Here is a 16,943-nt window from a genome sequence, read left to right as displayed (position 1 = left end):
AATACTGACATGGCTACACGTGTTCACGAATTCGACTGGCCCGATCGGGTCGTCGTTGGCACCCTTGGCCTTCCGGGGGCGCGTACGTTCTACCTGCAGGTGCGTGCGGGGACGCAGATCATCAGCATTGCGCTCGAGAAGCAGCAGTCTGCTCTGCTCGCGGAGAAGATCGACGAAATCCTCGACCAGCTCATCACCATCGATGGCAACCCCTTCAGTGTTCCCACGAACACTCCCGTTGAACTAGTCGATAATGACCAGCTCGAGGTCGTCCAGGAGCAGTTCCGTACCGGAGCTGTGGGCCTGGGCTGGGACCCGACCACGGCCCAAATCGTCATGGAGGCTTACCCCATCACCGATGCTGATGCTGATGGCAACGGCGAATGGCTCGTCGAGGAAGGCACTGACGAGCCCGAAATGCTTCGGGTGCGAATTCCGGTCGGCAGCGCCCGTGCATTCACCAAGCGCACCCGCGAGATCGTCGGGGCCGGTCGTCCGATATGCCCGTTCTGTGGTTATCCCATGGACGCAGACGGGCACAACTGTCCCTCCCCCGAGGTCTGATGGCGACGCCGGACCTCGCGACAGCCGAGCTGACTCTGACCGGTCGCATCACGACGGCGTCCAACGCTACGTTCCTCGGCACCATCGGCAATGTAGTGGTTGTCTATAAGCCGATAGCTGGCGAAACTCCGCTCTGGGATTTTCCGCAGGGCCTCTTGGCTCATCGGGAAGTGGCCGCATATCTGGTCTCGCAGGCCCTCGGCTGGGACATCGTGCCACGCACCTGGCTGCGTGATGGGCCGATGGGTGAAGGAATGGTGCAGCTCTGGCAGGAGCGGGACCGAACCCAAAACGCTGTGGACCTGGTCGCAACGGACCAGGTTCCGGAGACCGGCTGGAAACAGGTTCTCGAGGGGCGTGATGAGAGCGGACGGATAATCGCGCTCGTCCACGAAGACTCGCCTGCCCTCAGACGCATGGCGGTGTTCGACATCATCGTCAACAACGCCGACCGCAAAGGAGATCACATTCTTGCCATGGCTGACGGCCATCGGCACGGTGTGGACCATGGGCTCACCCTCCACAGCGACCACAAACTGCGGACGGTGCTGTGGGGGTGGCTGGGAGAAGCCCTCACCGCCGATGAACGAGACGGCATAGGTCGGGTCAGCGAAGGGCTACAGGGCGGTCTGGGCCAGGAACTGGTGGACTTGCTCAGCGTCGAGGAACTGGCATCTCTCGCGGCACGTTGCACACGGTTGCTCTCAGAGGGCCGGTTTCCATCCCCACGCGGTGAGATGTCCGCGGTGCCTTGGCCCCTTTTCTAAGGCGCCCCCACTGGCCCCGCAAGCTGAGCCACCCGAAAGTGAAGCCGCACAAGGAGCACGGCATTATTGCGACGCACCACGGGTGGAAATATGTGGGTGGCCGTCACGAACATATGTTCCTGGCGGCCACCGCTGTAAGTTTCAGGCCGGCCGGTACCTAGACGTTGAATCGGAAGTCGACCGCATCACGTACATTGCTTACCTCTTGGACTTCGGATTCCACGCTCTCGGCTGCCAACATGCGCCCGATCTTGCTACACTTAGTGGTGTAGCCGAACGTCGACTACTACCCCGACCGGAGCAGTGCTCCTCCGGCGGAAAAGATGAAGACCCCGGGACGAGCACACCGGGGTAAGAGGGACTGGCGGGCGACCCACCACCTTCGGATAACAGGGCAGGGTCGCGTGTCGGACCCAAGGGATGGGCTCCTCCGACTGCCACTGGTGACCCACACTCGCGGGACCGGCGTGACTCCCGGCGCGAGGAAAGAGGCCAGAGTCACGGGTTCCGAGCGAGATGGACGCGCTCGGGTAGACCGGCCGATTGCGAACCACACTCGTCGGGCCTGGCGCTCCAGCGACGAGGACAGAGGCCAGAGCGCAGCCGCCCTCATCGGTAGGTGAGGGACTCAAGAGGCGGCCACGAGTACACGGGTAATGACTCCTAGGGAGTCCCTGTGTCCTCGACACCTCACGTCCAACCCATCTATCTCACCCTCCAGCAGGCGGCTGCCGAGGGTTATGCCGCGTACTCCACACTTCGGAAGTACATCACTGACGGCCGACTGCCCGCCGTCAAGGTCGGTTCCCGCGTCAAGGTGCTGCGCGCCGACCTCGAAGCTCTCGCGGTGGCCGTCAGGCCCGCGACCTTCGAGGAGATTGAGGCTGCCGCAGAACGGCTTGCCGCATCCGCTCCCCCGCTGAACGACGCTCAGGTTCGTCGTCTCAGCACGATCTTCGGCGGTGCGGCATGAGCGCCGCGGCCTCCAGCTGGGTGCGCCACGACATCACCGACGGCGTGCGGCGCGGCATCGTCTTCGAGGTGCTCGTGCGACGTCGCACACGAGCCGCGGTCAGCGGGGGCGCGACCGTGCCCAACGATGCCTCGACCGGCGGGGCGGCGGGGTCTCAGCCTCCCGTCACCGAGTGTGACAGTTCCGAACTGTCACACCTTCTCGACCTCTCCGAGACGACTATTTCCCCTGGCCAGGAAGGAAATGCTCCAGCACGGTCATTAGCCCCTATGGGGAGCCCCGAGTTAAGACTGTATGACCGTGGCGCCGCGAGCGGTCCGCTGTCACCTGCGCCGGAGGCTGTCGGGGCAGGCGTGCCGGTGTCCACGACGGCGTTCGGCGATCTCCCGTCGGTGAAGGCGATGGGGACCGGCCGCGCCGGGATCGTCGTGGGCTTCGACACCGAGTTCACGACCGTGGACGGCGCGCGGATCATCGACTCGTACCAGCTCGTCACGCCGGACCCGGTCGATCCGTCGATGATGGTCGAGGTTGTCATCCTTCCCCCGCTGGGCTCCGGCGCTCGCCTCTCGCTGCACACGGCGCTGTGGGCCGTGGTGGTCGCTGCCGAGCTGTGGCATTCCGCGCTGGTGCCCGACGAGGTCGGTCCCCGTGGCGTGCCGCGCGGGGCGTTCTGGTCTGATGACTGGCAGGAGCGTCGGGACGCGCTGGCGAAGCTGCGCGTGCCCATCGTGCTTGCCTGCCACTACGGCTCGGCGGACCTTACGACTTTCCGCACGGGCGGTCAGAGCCGCGAGCTGGACAGCCTCGTCCGGCTAACCTCGGCTGCCGGTGGCCTGGTGACGCTCCTGCCGTTCCGCTCGCAGCGCGGCAACGAGAACGGGCACTGGTGGCAGAGCCTGTCGGTGTCCGTCCGCGACACCATGTCGCAGGCACCCGCCGGGAAGAAGAGCCTTGCCGTCCTCGGCGCGGCGTGCGGTGTCACGAAGCTGGACGTGCCGGAGGGCTGGATCTCCCGCATGACGGACTACCGACGTGAGCACCTGGATGAGTTCCTGGAGTACGGCATCAACGACGCGGTCATCGTCGTCGAATACCTCGCTCGGCTGTGGGGTGACGGAGTCGTTCCTCCGATCACCCTCAGCGGTGGTGCTGCTGCAGCGCTCGTGGACTCTGGAAGCTCCTACTTGGGGGCGTCGAGCCCCTCGGAGTTCCGCCGGAAGTTCGCTGGGCTGGTGGACGAGGACGAGGGCGTCGAGGCTGTCGAGGAGGGTGACCGGCTGAGCTTCTACGCGAAGCGGGGTCGCAACCCGCTCGATGGCGCTGCCGCGCAGCTCTCCTCCGCGTTCGCCCGTGCGTATCACGGTGGGTTGAACTCGTGTCCGATGCCGGGCTACTACCCGACCCCGACTGTGGACATCGACGCGCAGAACGCCTACCCGACCGCGATGGCTCTTGTGCGTGATCTCGACTGGGAGGCCGGTGCCATCGAGGAGGTCGTGCATGAGCGAGCGCTCACCGTTGACGACGTGTCCTCGGCGGCGACCCCGTTTGTCGGCTTCGTGTCGTTCGGGTTCCCCGCAGACGTGGCGCATCCGTGCTTGCCGATCGTCGCTGATGGCACCCTCGTCTATCCGCGCACGTCCGAGGGTGTTGCTGGCACCTGGGTCTGCGGCCCGGAGCTGTGGCTCGCTCTCCGCCTCGGCGCTGAGGTCCACTGCCAGATCGGCTATCTCGGTCGCGAGCTGGGGCAGGACGGTGGGCCGAGCCTGTCCCTGCGCCATGGGGTGAAGCAGCTCATCGATGACCGGAACGCTGCCAAGAAGATTTTCGGCAAGGGGTCTCTGGAAGAGCAGACGCTGAAGACCGGCGTGAACTCGGTGTACGGCAAGACCGCGCAGGACGTCGCTGAGCAGCGCTCATGGGACGCTCGCGCACAGGAGATGGACAACGTCGGCGGCTCGGCGGTCTCCAGCCCCTACCACGCCGCAACCACCACGTCTTTCGTTCGTGCGCAGCTGCTCGCGACCATGAACCAGATCGTCGAACACGGCGGGCACGTCTTCTCGGTGACCACGGACGGGTTCATCACGGACTTCACCGTTGATGAGGTCGCTGGCCTCGACCTCTACGGGCTTGACGAGGTGCTCAGCGACTCTCGCACTGCTCTGACCGGCGACCCGAGTATCTGGGAGGCGAAGCACGCGCAGGACGATCTGGTGAACTTCACTACGCGCGGCAACGTGTCGCTCTCTCCAGGCGGGGTGTGCGCTCACAACGGCCTCAAGGCTCCGAAGGGTACCGTCCCGGACAGTGCCGAGGACCGGGAACTGCTGCTGACCGCTGTCGTGACCCGCGAGGGCCGGGTGCCGAACGGGTACACGCGATTCCCCTCGTTCCAGGAGCTGTCACGCACCGAGGATCGTAAGGACTTCCTGCCGTCCCGGGTCGAGCGCTCGGTGAGCATGGACTACGACCTCAAGCGTCAGCCCGTCATGCCCTCCATGACACCCGAGATGGTGCCTCTGCCGGACGGCTCCGTTGAGGAGATGGCGACCTTCACCACGCAGCCGTGGGAGCGGGTCGAGGACTGCCTGCGCGCTCGCCAGATCGCCCGCGACATGGCCGAGACCGGATGCCTGCGCACCGTCGCTGAGTGGCGCGACTGGAACCTGAAGTACACGCACGGTAAGGGCCGCCGCATCGTCACTCCGCAGCGCGCAGTGCTCATGTCCATCGTCATGGCGCACCGTCAAGGCGTCGCCACGATCCCGACTCTCGCTGACCGCTCGATGACTATTGCCGACCGCCTCGACTGGCTCAGCGAGTGGGGGCTCGGCACTGTCTCCCGAGGCGATTGGGACAACGCCCGCCGGCCTGAGCGGGCGTCCCAGATGCTCGCCATCGACACCCTCGACCCGTACCTCGACCGGATGACATCCATGGCGCCCGGCGACCACCCTACGGACGCCGACCGACTCCCGTACTGACCAGCCCAACGACCCGAAAGGAATGACCATGAACAACGACTACCAGATGCTCGACGACCTGATGCAGGACATGCACGACCGGAACACGGTGCGCATCGCGATGACGGACTGGCTCATCGGCGGGCACGCGCCCGGTGATGCATGGCAGGCCCGCGACCCCCGGCGCACCACGGTCGAGGGTTCCCTGCGCTCTGAGGCACTCGTGCTTGGCGCAGCGCTCGACTTGCTCCGCGAGGACGTGCAGGAAGCACGAGACGAAGGCCTGCCCGAAGACACGATCATTGCTGCCCTCGACCTCCCGTCCGAGATCGCGTCGCTTGTCCTCGGAGAGGGCCACCCTCTCAACGGGAAGGATAACTGACCATGAGCAACAAGACCACGACCAACCTCGACGTGCTGATCGAGCAGGAGCGCCGCCGTGCGTCCGAGCGCATCGCCAAGCTCAAGCGTGCTGCCGCCGCCGAGCTGCGCCGCATCGACGGAAAGGTCATCGATCTGCTGCGCGACCAGAACCCCGACCTCTACGACCGGCTCTGCCATGAGGCGAGCGAAGCCATCGCCGCGGAGAAGGTGAAGCGGTCGATCCGCGCGAAGGAGGCTGCATCGTCTTCGGGCGCGGTGAACGACGGGGCCGCCTCGCAGACCGTCGATGCCGAGCATGAGGAGGTGGCACCGTGGAACGGCTGACGAGTCCGATCCGGGACTTGCGCCAGCGTCCCGGGTTCCCCTCGCCCGGAGGTCGCGCAGCGACCGAGGACGAGGGCCAGCGGCTCTTGGAGGACCGAGGCGCTAGCCGAGTGTCCGACAAGAACCCTGCTGGCCGTCTTCCGTACGCCCCGGAGAACGAGCCCGACTCCCCAAGCAGCGCTGGTCGGGATCGTGCGGAGGGGTGTGCGGAAGACCCGGCCCTGTCAGCGGAGCAGCACCACGACTCCCAGGTGAACACCGGTCGTGGTGCTGCGCAGAGGGCAGGGTCGGCCGAGGCTCCGGTGGAGCCTCGGAACAGCCGACGTCGAGAGGTCTCTCTCGACGTGCGGCTGACGGTGGCTGATCGCGACGCGATCCGCCACCGCGCCCACGTGCTCAGCGTCAAGCCGAGCGCATGGGCTCGTGCCGTCATGCTCGACGCGCTGGACTCGAGGTCCTCGAAGGTCGCTCAGCTGGAGAGCAACGCCGGCGTGAAGGAGACGGCGCCTACGTCTCTTGCTCCGGCAGTAGAGCAGCTGCGTCGAGTTGGTGTGAACCTGAACCAGGCGCTCCGCAAGGGCGCTGCCGTCGATGACGGCCTCCTTCACGCGGTGATGGTTGCGGTGGACGAGGTGCGTGCCTCGCTCGGCGATCGGACACGGTCATGAGCACCGTGAACATCCGCCCCTCGACCAACGCTGCAGGAGCCGTTGGGTACATCCTCTACGGGCGTGACCCTGAGGTGCGAAAGGAGCTCCTCAAGGTCGGATCGACTCGTGCAGCCACGTATGCGATGTCCATGGTCGACGGCGGGACGACCCCGTCGGAGTTCATAGCGTGTGCCGAGGCGCACGCCGCTGCTCATGGTCGGACGAACCAGCTTCAGAGCTATGTGCTGGCGTTCCACCCCGACGAGTTCGATGTGACCTCGCACGCCGACCTTGAGCGCATCCGGGACGTGGCCGTCGAACTCGCGGAACGCATGCACAGCGCTGACTACATGGTCGCGGTGCACTCTGACTCTGCCGGAGGCCACGGGCACGCGCACATCCTCGTCATCAACCACGACAACCTCACCGGTAAGAGCCTCCAGCGGTACACGTCGTGGAAGCACGGATTGCGTCAGTTGAACGACGAGCTGATGGCAGACGAGGGTCTGCGGGTACTCCCCGATCCCGAGGAACCGAAGCCCGACTGGGAGCTGCGCCGCGAGGCCTTCGCTCCGGGCGGGTTCGAGCAGGTCCTCGGCGACAAGGTCTACGACGCACTGACCGACTCACGCTCGACGAATCGCGAGGCGTTCGAGCACGTCCTCGCCGGGCACGGGGTCACGCTCGCGGTGACGAACCGCGACGGCTGGAGTTACAAGATGCGCCGGGATGACAACGGGAAGCTCGGACGGAAGAAGGCCTCGGCGCTGACACCCGAGTTCACCGCCGAAGGTGCTCAAGAGATCTTCGACTACCACGCACAGAAGGGACAGGCTCATGGGAGCGCTGGACAAGATCAAGCAGTCCGACGAGCAGCAGCGGACTACGGAGATGCTGGAGACCTTGATCTCGCAGCGCGACGCCGACAGGCAGCAGATCGTGAATCTCACGAAGACCGTCGCCGACCTGACCGAGTACGTGAAGACCATGGACGAGGAGCAGGCGACGCGGCTGGATCGCCTGTCGACCTCGCAGCAGCACGAGCTTCCCTCCACGCTGCCGCTCGACGCCGAGACGAAGAGTCGGCTGAACGAGATCGAGAAGACGCTCGCAAGCGTCGCGCAGCAGCTGAGCAGCAGCGAGGTGGTGAAGCTGCCCGACGGGTTCTCGGTGACCAGGGCGGACCTGGCCGCGCACACGATGACGCGGAAGATCAGCGAGGAGCTGAAGACGACTGCCTCGGCCTCGGCTGACCTCGCCGACGCCGTGCGCAAGCGCGGCAACGTCCGCATCGACACGGACAAGCTCACCGAACACGCCGTGAAGGTACTCGATGATCGGCTGGCGAAGGCCGTCGAAGCTCCCATCCAGAGGGTCGAGGAGACTCTCGCGGGACTCGAATGGCGAGTGAGCAAGCTCGGGACCGAGAAACTCGCCAAGGTGACCGACCGTGCCCACGAAGTGGTCAGCGCTGCCCGGCGGGCCGAGCGCCGGATCGAGCAGCTTTCGGCGAAGGTCACCTGGGCAACGGTCGGGCGAATCTGCCTTGCCCTCATCCCGTTCTCCGTCGCGTTCATCATGCTCACGGGGATGGTCGGCGGGATCACGCAGATGCTCGGCCTCGGACCGCTGCTCGGATGGGCCTGGGACTCGTTCGCCGCCGCGAGTGCCTGGTGGGCGAAGGCACTCATTGCCCTCGCCGCCCTGGGCGGATGCGGTCTGTTCGGTTGGTTGCTTTGGTGGCTCGGAAAGAAGCTGTACGAGAGCTATCGTGGCTGGTAGCCAAGGAAAAAAGTGAGTGCCCCGTAGCCGAAGCTACGGGGCACTCTGAACTCAGTCGACGTCGGGGTCATCACCGAACAACTCGGCATCGGTGTCGAAGTACCCGAGAAGGTCCCGCTGCTGGCGGATCAGCTCGACGGTTGCCTTGTGCAGGGCGAGCAGGTCATGGAGGTGGGCCTCCTCATCGCTCATTTCGGGGTCGCCGATCCACCACCGAAACGACTCGGCGTGGCTGTAGGCGTTGGTCTCAGCGCTCATGATCGCTCCCTCACAGGTCCCGAAAGACGTACACGGAGATCGCGTCGGCTCGGACCACCGTGTAGTCGTATTCGAGGTCGCGGGTCCAGGCAACCCAGTTGAAGTAGCGCACAAGCTCTTCCGGCGCGTCCTGCGGGATGAGGCCGATCTCCTCGGCGAGAGTCTCGGCGTAGTCCCGGAAACTGCCCCATGTTCCGCAGAAGCGCTCTTCGAAGTCGGAAACAGACGGCAGGTCTCCAGTGCCTTCTGCGACGTAGCTGCCGGAGGCCGTCCAAGCGCACAGAGCATCGCGCTGGTGCTCGGGGACCGCGAGGAGGACGCGAGCCCACTCTGCGGCCTCCGACGGACTCATCTCGCCCGAGGCGGGGATGTTCTCGTGGTCCATGACCCACAGCTCTTCGCACCCACTGTGCACGCGATGAGCGCCGCCGTGGACGTCAGCAAGGGTGACTTCGTCGGCGGTCTCGGCATCGAACCACTCGCCGACGAGGCGAGCGTTGTTGTCGCAGGCGAGGCAGCCGATCCAAGCTCGGGGCGTGGTGTCGGTGTTCGTTCGGGTGGTCATGGCAGGTCTCCTCCGTGGTCGAGGAGAGCGGCGGGCGCGACAGGCAGTCGTGCTCGGTGAATCGACGCGCTTACGCCACGTCGCCGCTCTCAAGAGGTCTCCCGGCCACGCTCCGCGTGGCTACCCAACCAGGTGGTCTACCTCCAGTCGACGACGACGGACTCGGTCCTGAACCCCTTGCGCCCGCGCGGCTGCGGGAGAAGGGTAACCGTGGCAAGGGTGTCGATGGTCTGACGACGGAGGTCAAGTGAAGCGTCCTGGAACGCCTCGGCAGGATCATCGACGCCCAGGATCGGCGACAGCGCGCCCGCGCGCCCTTGCATGAGCCTTTCGGCTTCCAGCTCCTGAATACGCACTTCTGCGGCGTCCCGAACACGCTTGAGGTCGCGGGCCTCGATGATCTCGGCGTCGTAGTCGGCCTCGGCGCGCAGAATGCGCGCCCGCTGGTCGCTGATCGCCGAGTCGATGCCTGCCGCATGCGGCCCACCGTCCGCGAGCTCGACCATCACCGTCGCGTCCTTGCGTGCAAGACGCTTGGCGACGACCGTCATGACGAAATCGTCGATGGCGGCGCCCGAGCGGACGATGTGCCCTGCGCACTTGTACCCGCGCGGTGCCCCGGTCACCTTCCTCCCGCACACCTCGCCGGTCTCCTCGTCGACGTATCCGCACCGGTAGAGCCCGCTGCCGAGGTGCTTGCGCTTGGTCGAGCCGGATGTGTTCGTCACCCGCTCCGTGTCATCGAGGACCTGCTGCGCCTTCCACCACGTCTCATCGCTAACGATCGGCTCCCACTGCCCCCGGATCGGCTCTCCAGCGTCATCACGGAGGATCTGCGCCTTCCACATCCGGCGCCGCTTCCCATCCGCCTGAGCAAACTTCGGAGTGTACGTGCTCAGCGCCGCGTAACGCGGGTTCCGCAGGATGCCCAGCACGGTCGAGGGAGACCACGGACCGTCCTCGACGATCGGCCTAGGTTCGAGGCCCTGCTGCGCGCGGGCGGTGGCGCGCTCGACGCTCACGGTGTGCGTGTGCTTGGGCAGTGGTGTGATCCCATCGATCTGCTCGGTGCCACTGAGAGCCCGGGCGAGCGATCGCAGCGACTCAGGGTGCTCGATCCTGGTGAACAGCTCGTAGATCGCCTTCACGGCCTCGGCTTCGTGAGGGATCACCTCACCGTCGACGGCGTAGCCGAGCGGGCGCATGCCCTTCGGGGCGCGCCCCTGCATAGCGCGCTGACGCTGGGCTGCAGACTGGCGGGCACTCTTGCGTTCCATCTCGGCCCGCGCCACAGCCGCCTTGATGCGGGCATACATCCGACCGCCGTCGGTCGAAAGGTCCGCGTCGCCATTGGCCGTGACGAGGGCGAGGCCGCGCAGCTCGGCGGCGTCGATCCAGTCCTCCAGCTGTCGGGGCTGCCGAGTGAGCCTGTCGAGGTCGTAGCAGATGATCGCGCCGAACCGTCCGAGCAAATAGTCGGCGACCATGCGGTCGTAGTCCGGGCGGATGGCGCTCCTGTCGGTGGCGCTCTTCGACTGGTCCACGTAGGTCTCGACGACCTCCCAGCGCCGGAATCGTGCAAGGTTTTCGCAGTCCTCGCGCTGGCGGTCGATAGCGAGCCCGTCCATCTCGCGATCCTGTGAGATTCGGAGGTAGATGGCTGCCTTGCGGGGCGCGGTGGAACGCTCGTTCATGTAGCCAGACTACATTATGACGTAAGCTCCATCCGTAACTGATGATGTCACCATCAGTGTGCACAGTGGTAGAGTTGCACCATCTGACCAAACGCACAAGACGCCCCAGGAGACACCCATGCCGCAGCTGACACTCAGCTTCCCCGACCTTGCCGAGCACGCAAGCCGAGTCCACCCCGAGCTTAGGACGCTCGTTCAGGAATTCGCCGAGACCGACCGCGCCCGGTTCACAGAGTCAGCGTCACTGTGTGAGATGTGGATTGACCCCGAATTCAAGAAACTACTCAACACTCTTCAACTCGATGGCCGGCTGCCTAACATCGATACAAACATCGACGCCAACAATGATTTCAAGCGCGTCTTGACGTTTACGTTGCCGGAGGGCGGCGAGACTACGGATGTACGCGATATCATCCAGCATGCATGGGCGGCAACGGTCGACACATACGCGGGCGCTCTCTACCACCGAGCGAAAGAGATCGCGGCAGGAAACTCGAACTCGAGCTGGACCCCCGACCAAGCCACGAGCGCCCCCACTCTCTAGAGCGTAGGTCCACGTCAGGGCCTATTTCTGGCTCTTCGCAGATGAGGGTGTAGCTGCGGAGTGTGGGGTGGGCGCGTCGGTGCCGGGATAGACGTCGAGGTCTCCCGATGATGGAAGTTCTCACGCTCGCCATCAGGAAGACCTCGACGTGCCCAACGCTACCTTCGACAGCCCCGATTTGACGACCTTCGCGCGCCTGGACGAACTCGGTCTGGTCGCCGTCGGTCAACGCCTCTCGGCCGAGCGGGCGGTGCTCGAGTGTCGACTCGCGGAGGAAGATCCGTGGTGCCGCGCCTGCGGGGCGAGGTCGACCTCGCGCGGCACGATCACTCGTCGCCTCGCTCACCAGCCGTTCGGCCACCGCCCCACGACCCTGCTGGTGCGGATCCGGCGCTACCGGTGTGATCACTGCGGCAACCGCTGGCGAGAGGACACCACCGCCGCCGCGCCCGAGCGGGCGAAACTCTCCCGCGGCGGGATGCGGTGGGCACTGGAAGCCCTGGTCATCGATCACCTCACGATCGCAAGGATCGCCGCCGGGCTCGGGGTTGCCTGGCACACCGCCAACGACGCCGTCCTGGCCGAGGGCCAGCAGCTGCTGATCGATGACCCAGCCCGCTTCGACGCCGTCCGCGTGATCGGTGTTGACGAGCACCTCTGGCGCCACACCCGGCGCGGCGACAAGTACGTCACCGTGATCATCGACCTCACCCCAGCCAGGGACAAGACCGGCCCGGCGAGGCTGCTGGACATGATCCCCGGCCGCTCCAAAGCAGCGTTCAAGGCCTGGCTCAAGGCCCTCCCCAAGGCATGGAAGGACCGCATCGAGGTAGTGGCGATGGACGGGTTCACCGGATACAAGACCGCCGCCGGCGAGGCCCTCCCAGGCGCGGTCGCGGTCATGGATCCCTTCCACGTCGTCCGCCTCGCCGGAGACGCACTGGAACGACTGCCGACGACGCGTCCAGCAGCAGCTCCACAAGCGCAGGGGCCGCAAGGACGACCCCCTCTACAAGACTCGCCGCACCCTCCACACCGGCACCAAGCTGCTGACCGACCGCCAATGCCAGCGCCTCAGCAGCCTGTTCGAGCGAGAGAAGCACGTTGCGGTCGAGGTGACCTGGGAGATCTACCAGGCGATGGTCGCCGCCTACCGAGAACCCGACCGGGCGAAAGCGGCTCTTCGCAGATGAGGGTGTAGCGGTCGGTGGCGGGGTGGGCGCGTCGGTGCGGGGATAGACGTCGAGGTCTCCCGATGATGGAAGTTCTGACGCTCGCCATCTGGAAGACCTCGACATGCCCCACGCTACCTTCTCGTCCCCTGATCTCGATGCCTTCTGCGGCCTGGACGGGCTCGGCCTCACAGCCACCGGCCAGCGCATCGAGACGGGCCAGGCAGTTCTGGAGTGCCGGGTCCTCGCGGACGATCAGTGGTGCCATCGCTGCGGCCAGGCCGGAGTTCCTCGCGGCACGGTCCTCAGGACGATCGTGCACGTCCCCCTCGGCTGGCGACCGACGATGCTGCAGGTCAGAGTGCGTCGCTACCGCTGCCCGGACTGCTGCACCGTGTGGCGTCAGGACACCACAGCCGCTGCCGCGTCCCGCACGAAGCTGTCGCGCGACGCGGTCTTCTGGGCACTCAAGAGCGTGGTCATCGACCGGATGTCGATCGCGCGGGTCGCCGAGAACCTCGGCACCGCCTGGCACACCGTGAACGACGCTGTCCTCGAAGCCGGCTCCGAGCTCCTGATCAACGATCCTGCCCGGTTCGAGGGGGTCCGGGTCCTCGGCGTGGACGAGCACGTCTGGTCCCACACCAGAGGCGGTAACAAGTACGTCACCGTGATCATCGACCTGACCCCGGTCCGCGATGGCACCGGAGCCTCGAGGCTGCTGGACATGGTCCCCGGCCGTTCGAAGAAGGTGCTCAAGACCTGGCTCGACCAGCAGGAACAGGGCTTCCGCGACCGGATCGAGACCGTGGCGATGGACGGGTTCACCGGTTTCAAGACCGCCGCTGCGGAAGAGATCCCGCAGGCCGTCGCGGTGATGGATCCGTTCCACGTCGTCGCCCTGGCCGGTGACGCACTGGACCGCTGCCGGCAACGGATCCAGCAGACCACCTGCGGGCATCGTGGCCGATCCGGGGATCCTCTCTACGGGATCCGCCGAGTCCTCCGCACCGGCGCAGACCTCCTGACCGATCGCCAGTGCGGCCGCCTGAGCAGCGTGTTCGCCGCAGACGAGCACGCCGCAGTGGAGGCGACCTGGGGCATCTACCAGCGGATCGTCCAGGCATACCGCAATCCCGATCGCGTTGCCGCCAAGCAGCAACTCACCGCCGTGATCCAGGACCTCGCCGGCAACGTTCCAGCCTCGCTGACCGAGGTCATCACGCTCGGCCGCACTCTGAAACGCCGGGCCGGGGACGTGCTGGCCTACTTCGACCGGCCCGGCACCAGCAACGGCCCAACAGAGGCTATCAATGGCCGCCTCGAGCACCTCCGTGGCACCGCGCTGGGCTTCCGCAACCTCGCCCACTACATCCTCCGATCCCTCCTCGACACCGGCGGATTCAGACCCCTGCTACACCGTCAAATGCGATGAGCCGCATAGGCTCTTCGCAGTTGACGGTGTAGTCGGGGGTGGGCGGCTGGTTCGTGGATAGACGTCGAGGTCTTCCAAGATGGAAGTTCCTACACTGCTCATCCGCCGGAAGACCTCGACTTGCACCACGCTACCTTCGCCGCGCCCGACCTGACCACGTTCTGCCGTCTCGACGAGCTCGGCCTCGAGGCCGTTGGGCAGCGTCTCGAGCCAGATCGGGCGGTGATCGAGTGCCGCGTCGTCGAGGACGACCCGTGGTGTCGGAAGTGCGGCGCCGAGGGCGCGCCACGGGACACGGTGACGCGCCCGCTGGCGCATGAACCGTTCGGGCACCGGCCGACGACGCTGCTAATCCGGGTGCGCCGCTACCGGTGCGTGTCCTGCCGCCGCACCTGGCGGCAGGACACGTCGAAGGCGGCCGCGCCCCGGGCGAAGATCTCCCGCGGCGGGATCGGGTGGGCACTCACTGCGATCGTGGTCGACCACCTCACCGTCTCGCGCGCCGCCGCCGGTCTCGGGGTGTCGTGGCACACCGCGAACACCGCGATCCTCGCCGAAGGCAAGCGGCGCCTCATCGACGACCCGGCCCGGTTCGACGGGGTCACCACGATCGGCGTCGACGAGCACGTCTGGCGACACACCCGATTCGGCGACAAGTACGTCACCGTGATCATCGACCTCACGCCCGCCCGCGAGAAGACCGGCCCCGCGCGCTTGCTGGACATGATCGAAGGCCGCTCCAAGTCCGTCTTCAAGCAGTGGCGCGACGGGATCGAGGTGGTCGCGATGGACGGGTTCAGCGGGTTCAAGACCGCCGCCGCGGAAGAGCTCCCCGACGCGGTTGCGGTGATGGACCCATTCCATGCCGTCCGTCTCGCTGGCGACGCGCTGGATGCCTGCCGGCGCCGGGTCCAGCAGGACACCACCGGGCACCGCGGGATGAAGGGCGACCCGCTCTACAAGGCCCGCCGCACCCTCCACACCGGCGCGAGCCTGCTCACCGACAAGCAGCGGGCACGCCTGGACGCGGTGTTCGCGAGCGAGGAGCATGTCGAGGTCGAGGCGACCTGGGGCATCTACCAGCGCATCGTCGCCGCCTACCGGGAACCCGACAAGAAGAAGGCCAGGCAGGCCATGCAGGCGGTGATCGCCACGATCACCACCGGGGTTCCCGCGGCGCTCGTGGAGATCCGCAAGCTCGGCCGCACCATGAAGCAACGCGCCGCCGACATCCTCGCGTTCTTCGACCGGCCCGGCACCAGCAACGGCCCGACCGAGGCGATCAACGGCCGCCTCGAACACCTCCGCGGCTCCGCGCTCGGCTTCCGCAACCTCACCCACTACATCGCCAGGTCGCTGCTCGAAGCCGGAGGGTTCAGACCTCACCTACACCCTTGATTCCGAAGAGCCGCGAAAGCCAAAGCGAAGATGGAGAAGCTCATCACCGCGCTGAGCAAGCGCGTCCCGGACGCCTTGCCCGAGCTGGCCAAGCTCGGCCGAACACTGACGAAACGGGCTCTTCACAGATGAGGGTGTAGCGCGTAGTCAAGGATCGAACGGCGTGGCGCTGCCCGGGTAGGCATCGAGGCCTTCCGATGATGGAAGTTCTCACACTGCCCATCTGGAAGACCTCGACGTGCCTGACGCTACCTTCACCGACCCTGACCTGACCATGTTCTGCCGCTTGAATGAGCTCGGCCTTGAGGCCACCGGTCAGCGCCTCGAGCCCGCCGGTGCGGTCCTGGCCTGTCGAGTCGTCGAACCCGACCGCTGGTGCCGACGCTGTGGCTGTGAAGGAACCGCGCGCGGCACGGTTGTCCGCCGGCTGGCCCACGAGCCGTTGGGGTGGCGTCCGACGACGTTGGAGGTCACGGTCCGCCGCTACCGGTGCACCGGCTGCGGCCACGTGTGGCGCCAAGACACGTCTTTGGCGGCCGAGCCACGCGCGAAGCTCTCCCGGCGAGGGCTGGCGTGGGCGCTGGAGGGCATCGTCATCGCCCACCTGACGGTCGCGCGGGTCGCTGAGGGGCTCGGGGTTGCGTGGAACACCGCCAACGATGCCGTCCTGGCCCAGGGCACACGCGTCCTGATCGAGGACCCGAACCGCTTCGACGGCGTCCGCGTGCTCGGCGTCGACGAGCACGTCTGGCGGCTCCAAGCGAGTCTTCAAGGAGTGGCTCGCCGCTCGCCCTCAGGCATGGCGTGAGGCCATCGAAGTCGTCGCGATGGATGGCTTCACCGGGTTCAAGAGCGCCACCGCCGAGGAACTGCCCGACGCGGCTGCGGTGATGGATCCCTTCCACGTCGTGCGCCTTGCCGGTGATGCCCTCGACCAGTGCCGACGCCGAGTCCAGCAGGAACTGCACGGGCACCGCGGCCGCAAAGACGACCCGCTCTACCGTGCGCGTAGAACGTTGCACACCGGCGCGGGCCTGCTCACCGACAAGCAGCAGACCCGCCTGCAGGAGCTGTTCGTGCTCGAGGAGCACGTGCCCGTCGAGGCGACCTGGGGGATCTACCAGCGGATGATCGCGGCCTACCGCGAGAAGGACCGATCCCTCGGCCGCGCGGCGATGGAGGCGCTCATCGACGCCGTCAGCCAAGACGTCCCCGCCGGGCTGGACGAGTTGCGCAAGCTCGGTCGGACCCTGAAGGCTCGCGCCACCGACGTGCTGGCCTACTTCGAGCGGCCTGGCACCAGCAATGGCCCCACAGAGGCGATCAACGGACGCCTGGAGCACCTGCGCGGCTCGGCCCTGGGCTTCCGCAACCTGACCAACTACATCGCCAGATCCCTGCTCGAGTCCGGCGGATTCAGACCTCAACTACACCCTCATCTGTGAAGAGCCGCTTTAGACATCC

General features: G+C 66.3%; 14 protein-coding genes and 3 pseudogenes. 14 read left to right on the top strand and 3 right to left on the bottom strand.

All coding sequences use genetic code 11. From position 1 onward, the window contains the following. The first annotated feature begins 9 nt into the window (after positions 1–9). From ACT3S2_RS05650 to ACT3S2_RS05610, 9 genes and pseudogenes are all read left to right on the top strand, one after another. A complete protein-coding gene (locus tag ACT3S2_RS05650) occupies positions 10–564 on the top strand; it encodes a DUF3090 domain-containing protein (RefSeq protein ID WP_444554219.1) in 555 nt (184 codons plus the stop codon). Then, complete coding sequence (locus tag ACT3S2_RS05645; RefSeq protein ID WP_444554220.1) at positions 564–1,331, top strand: SCO1664 family protein; 768 nt, start codon at positions 564–566, stop codon at positions 1,329–1,331. Before ACT3S2_RS05650 ends, ACT3S2_RS05645 begins: the two co-directional genes overlap by 1 nt. A gap of 676 nt (positions 1,332–2,007) precedes the next feature. After that, positions 2,008–2,304, top strand: a complete 297-nt coding sequence (locus tag ACT3S2_RS05640) for a helix-turn-helix domain-containing protein (RefSeq protein WP_059280964.1) — start codon at positions 2,008–2,010, stop codon at positions 2,302–2,304. Beyond that, positions 2,301–5,294 (top strand): hypothetical protein, encoded by a 2,994-nt coding sequence (locus ACT3S2_RS05635; protein WP_096197737.1) that lies wholly within the window; start codon positions 2,301–2,303, stop codon positions 5,292–5,294. The genes ACT3S2_RS05640 and ACT3S2_RS05635 overlap by 4 nt, the downstream gene beginning before the upstream one ends. A 28-nt stretch (positions 5,295–5,322) precedes the next feature. Next, the gene (locus ACT3S2_RS05630) at positions 5,323–5,655 is read left to right on the top strand and encodes a hypothetical protein (RefSeq protein WP_096197736.1); all 333 of its coding nucleotides are present in this window, start codon (positions 5,323–5,325) and stop codon (positions 5,653–5,655) included. A gap of 2 nt (positions 5,656–5,657) precedes the next feature. After that, positions 5,658–5,981, top strand: coding sequence for a hypothetical protein (locus ACT3S2_RS05625; protein WP_096197735.1), 324 nt, complete (start codon positions 5,658–5,660; stop codon positions 5,979–5,981). Next, on the top strand, positions 5,969–6,649 hold the full coding sequence (locus tag ACT3S2_RS05620) for a plasmid mobilization protein (RefSeq protein ID WP_420896684.1): 681 nt from the start codon (positions 5,969–5,971) through the stop codon (positions 6,647–6,649). The genes ACT3S2_RS05625 and ACT3S2_RS05620 overlap by 13 nt, the downstream gene beginning before the upstream one ends. After that, positions 6,646–7,128: pseudogene (locus ACT3S2_RS05615) on the top strand (relaxase/mobilization nuclease domain-containing protein); the annotation flags it as partial. The gene ACT3S2_RS05620 and the pseudogene ACT3S2_RS05615, both read left to right, overlap by 4 nt. Before the next feature lie 340 nt (positions 7,129–7,468). Then, entirely contained in the window at positions 7,469–8,413 is a 945-nt protein-coding gene (locus ACT3S2_RS05610; RefSeq protein ID WP_096197734.1) for a hypothetical protein, read from the top strand. A 51-nt stretch (positions 8,414–8,464) separates the two neighbouring features. On the opposite strand, the gene ACT3S2_RS05605 is transcribed toward ACT3S2_RS05610, so the two are convergent. The 3 genes from ACT3S2_RS05605 to ACT3S2_RS05595 form a co-directional block, all read right to left on the bottom strand. Further along, complete coding sequence (locus ACT3S2_RS05605; RefSeq protein ID WP_096197733.1) at positions 8,465–8,671, bottom strand: hypothetical protein; 207 nt, start codon at positions 8,669–8,671, stop codon at positions 8,465–8,467. A gap of 10 nt (positions 8,672–8,681) precedes the next feature. Beyond that, complete coding sequence (locus ACT3S2_RS05600) at positions 8,682–9,236, bottom strand: antirestriction protein ArdA (RefSeq protein WP_059280958.1); 555 nt, start codon at positions 9,234–9,236, stop codon at positions 8,682–8,684. Positions 9,237–9,373: 137 nt separating this feature from the next. Beyond that, positions 9,374–10,930 carry a recombinase family protein gene (locus tag ACT3S2_RS05595; RefSeq protein WP_444554221.1) on the bottom strand — a complete coding sequence of 519 codons (1,557 nt, stop codon included), beginning with the start codon at positions 10,928–10,930 and terminating at the stop codon, positions 9,374–9,376. A gap of 118 nt (positions 10,931–11,048) precedes the next feature. On the opposite strand from ACT3S2_RS05595, the gene ACT3S2_RS05590 reads away from it, so the two are divergent. The 5 genes and pseudogenes from ACT3S2_RS05590 to ACT3S2_RS05570 all read left to right on the top strand — a co-directional run bounded on the left by ACT3S2_RS05590 (position 11,049) and on the right by ACT3S2_RS05570 (position 16,924). Further along, a complete protein-coding gene (locus tag ACT3S2_RS05590) occupies positions 11,049–11,474 on the top strand; it encodes a hypothetical protein (RefSeq protein ID WP_006822820.1) in 426 nt (141 codons plus the stop codon). Between the two features lie 148 nt (positions 11,475–11,622). Next, a pseudogene (locus tag ACT3S2_RS05585) lies at positions 11,623–12,649 on the top strand (ISL3 family transposase); the annotation flags it as partial. A 121-nt stretch (positions 12,650–12,770) separates the two neighbouring features. Further along, on the top strand, positions 12,771–14,081 hold the full coding sequence (locus ACT3S2_RS05580; protein ID WP_013350322.1) for an ISL3-like element ISAar39 family transposase: 1,311 nt from the start codon (positions 12,771–12,773) through the stop codon (positions 14,079–14,081). Positions 14,082–14,201: 120 nt separating this feature from the next. After that, a complete protein-coding gene (locus ACT3S2_RS05575) occupies positions 14,202–15,479 on the top strand; it encodes an ISL3 family transposase (RefSeq protein ID WP_444561369.1) in 1,278 nt (425 codons plus the stop codon). 238 nt (positions 15,480–15,717) lie between these two features. Continuing rightward, positions 15,718–16,924 (top strand): annotated as a pseudogene (locus ACT3S2_RS05570) (ISL3 family transposase). Positions 16,925–16,943 lie beyond the last annotated feature (19 nt).

It is taken from the genome of Arthrobacter sp. AOP36-A1-22 (assembly GCF_052377615.1).
Taxonomy (GTDB): domain Bacteria; phylum Actinomycetota; class Actinomycetes; order Actinomycetales; family Micrococcaceae; genus Arthrobacter_H.
This window is presented reverse-complemented; position numbering and strand designations above follow the sequence as displayed.

Bases quoted from the DNA above. Each gene is read 5' to 3' on its own strand.
- ACT3S2_RS05625 (WP_096197735.1), top strand. From the start codon at position 5,658: ATGAGCAACAAGACCACGACCAACCTCGACGTGCTGATCGAGCAGGAG.
- ACT3S2_RS05610 (WP_096197734.1), top strand. From the start codon at position 7,469: ATGGGAGCGCTGGACAAGATCAAGCAGTCCGACGAGCAGCAGCGGACT.
- ACT3S2_RS05580 (WP_013350322.1), top strand. From the start codon at position 12,771: ATGCCCCACGCTACCTTCTCGTCCCCTGATCTCGATGCCTTCTGCGGC.
- ACT3S2_RS05645 (WP_444554220.1), top strand. From the start codon at position 564: ATGGCGACGCCGGACCTCGCGACAGCCGAGCTGACTCTGACCGGTCGC.
- ACT3S2_RS05605 (WP_096197733.1), bottom strand. From the start codon at position 8,671: ATGAGCGCTGAGACCAACGCCTACAGCCACGCCGAGTCGTTTCGGTGG.
- ACT3S2_RS05590 (WP_006822820.1), top strand. From the start codon at position 11,049: ATGCCGCAGCTGACACTCAGCTTCCCCGACCTTGCCGAGCACGCAAGC.
- ACT3S2_RS05630 (WP_096197736.1), top strand. From the start codon at position 5,323: ATGAACAACGACTACCAGATGCTCGACGACCTGATGCAGGACATGCAC.
- ACT3S2_RS05635 (WP_096197737.1), top strand. From the start codon at position 2,301: ATGAGCGCCGCGGCCTCCAGCTGGGTGCGCCACGACATCACCGACGGC.
- ACT3S2_RS05600 (WP_059280958.1), bottom strand. From the start codon at position 9,236: ATGACCACCCGAACGAACACCGACACCACGCCCCGAGCTTGGATCGGC.
- ACT3S2_RS05650 (WP_444554219.1), top strand. From the start codon at position 10: ATGGCTACACGTGTTCACGAATTCGACTGGCCCGATCGGGTCGTCGTT.
- ACT3S2_RS05595 (WP_444554221.1), bottom strand. From the start codon at position 10,930: ATGAACGAGCGTTCCACCGCGCCCCGCAAGGCAGCCATCTACCTCCGA.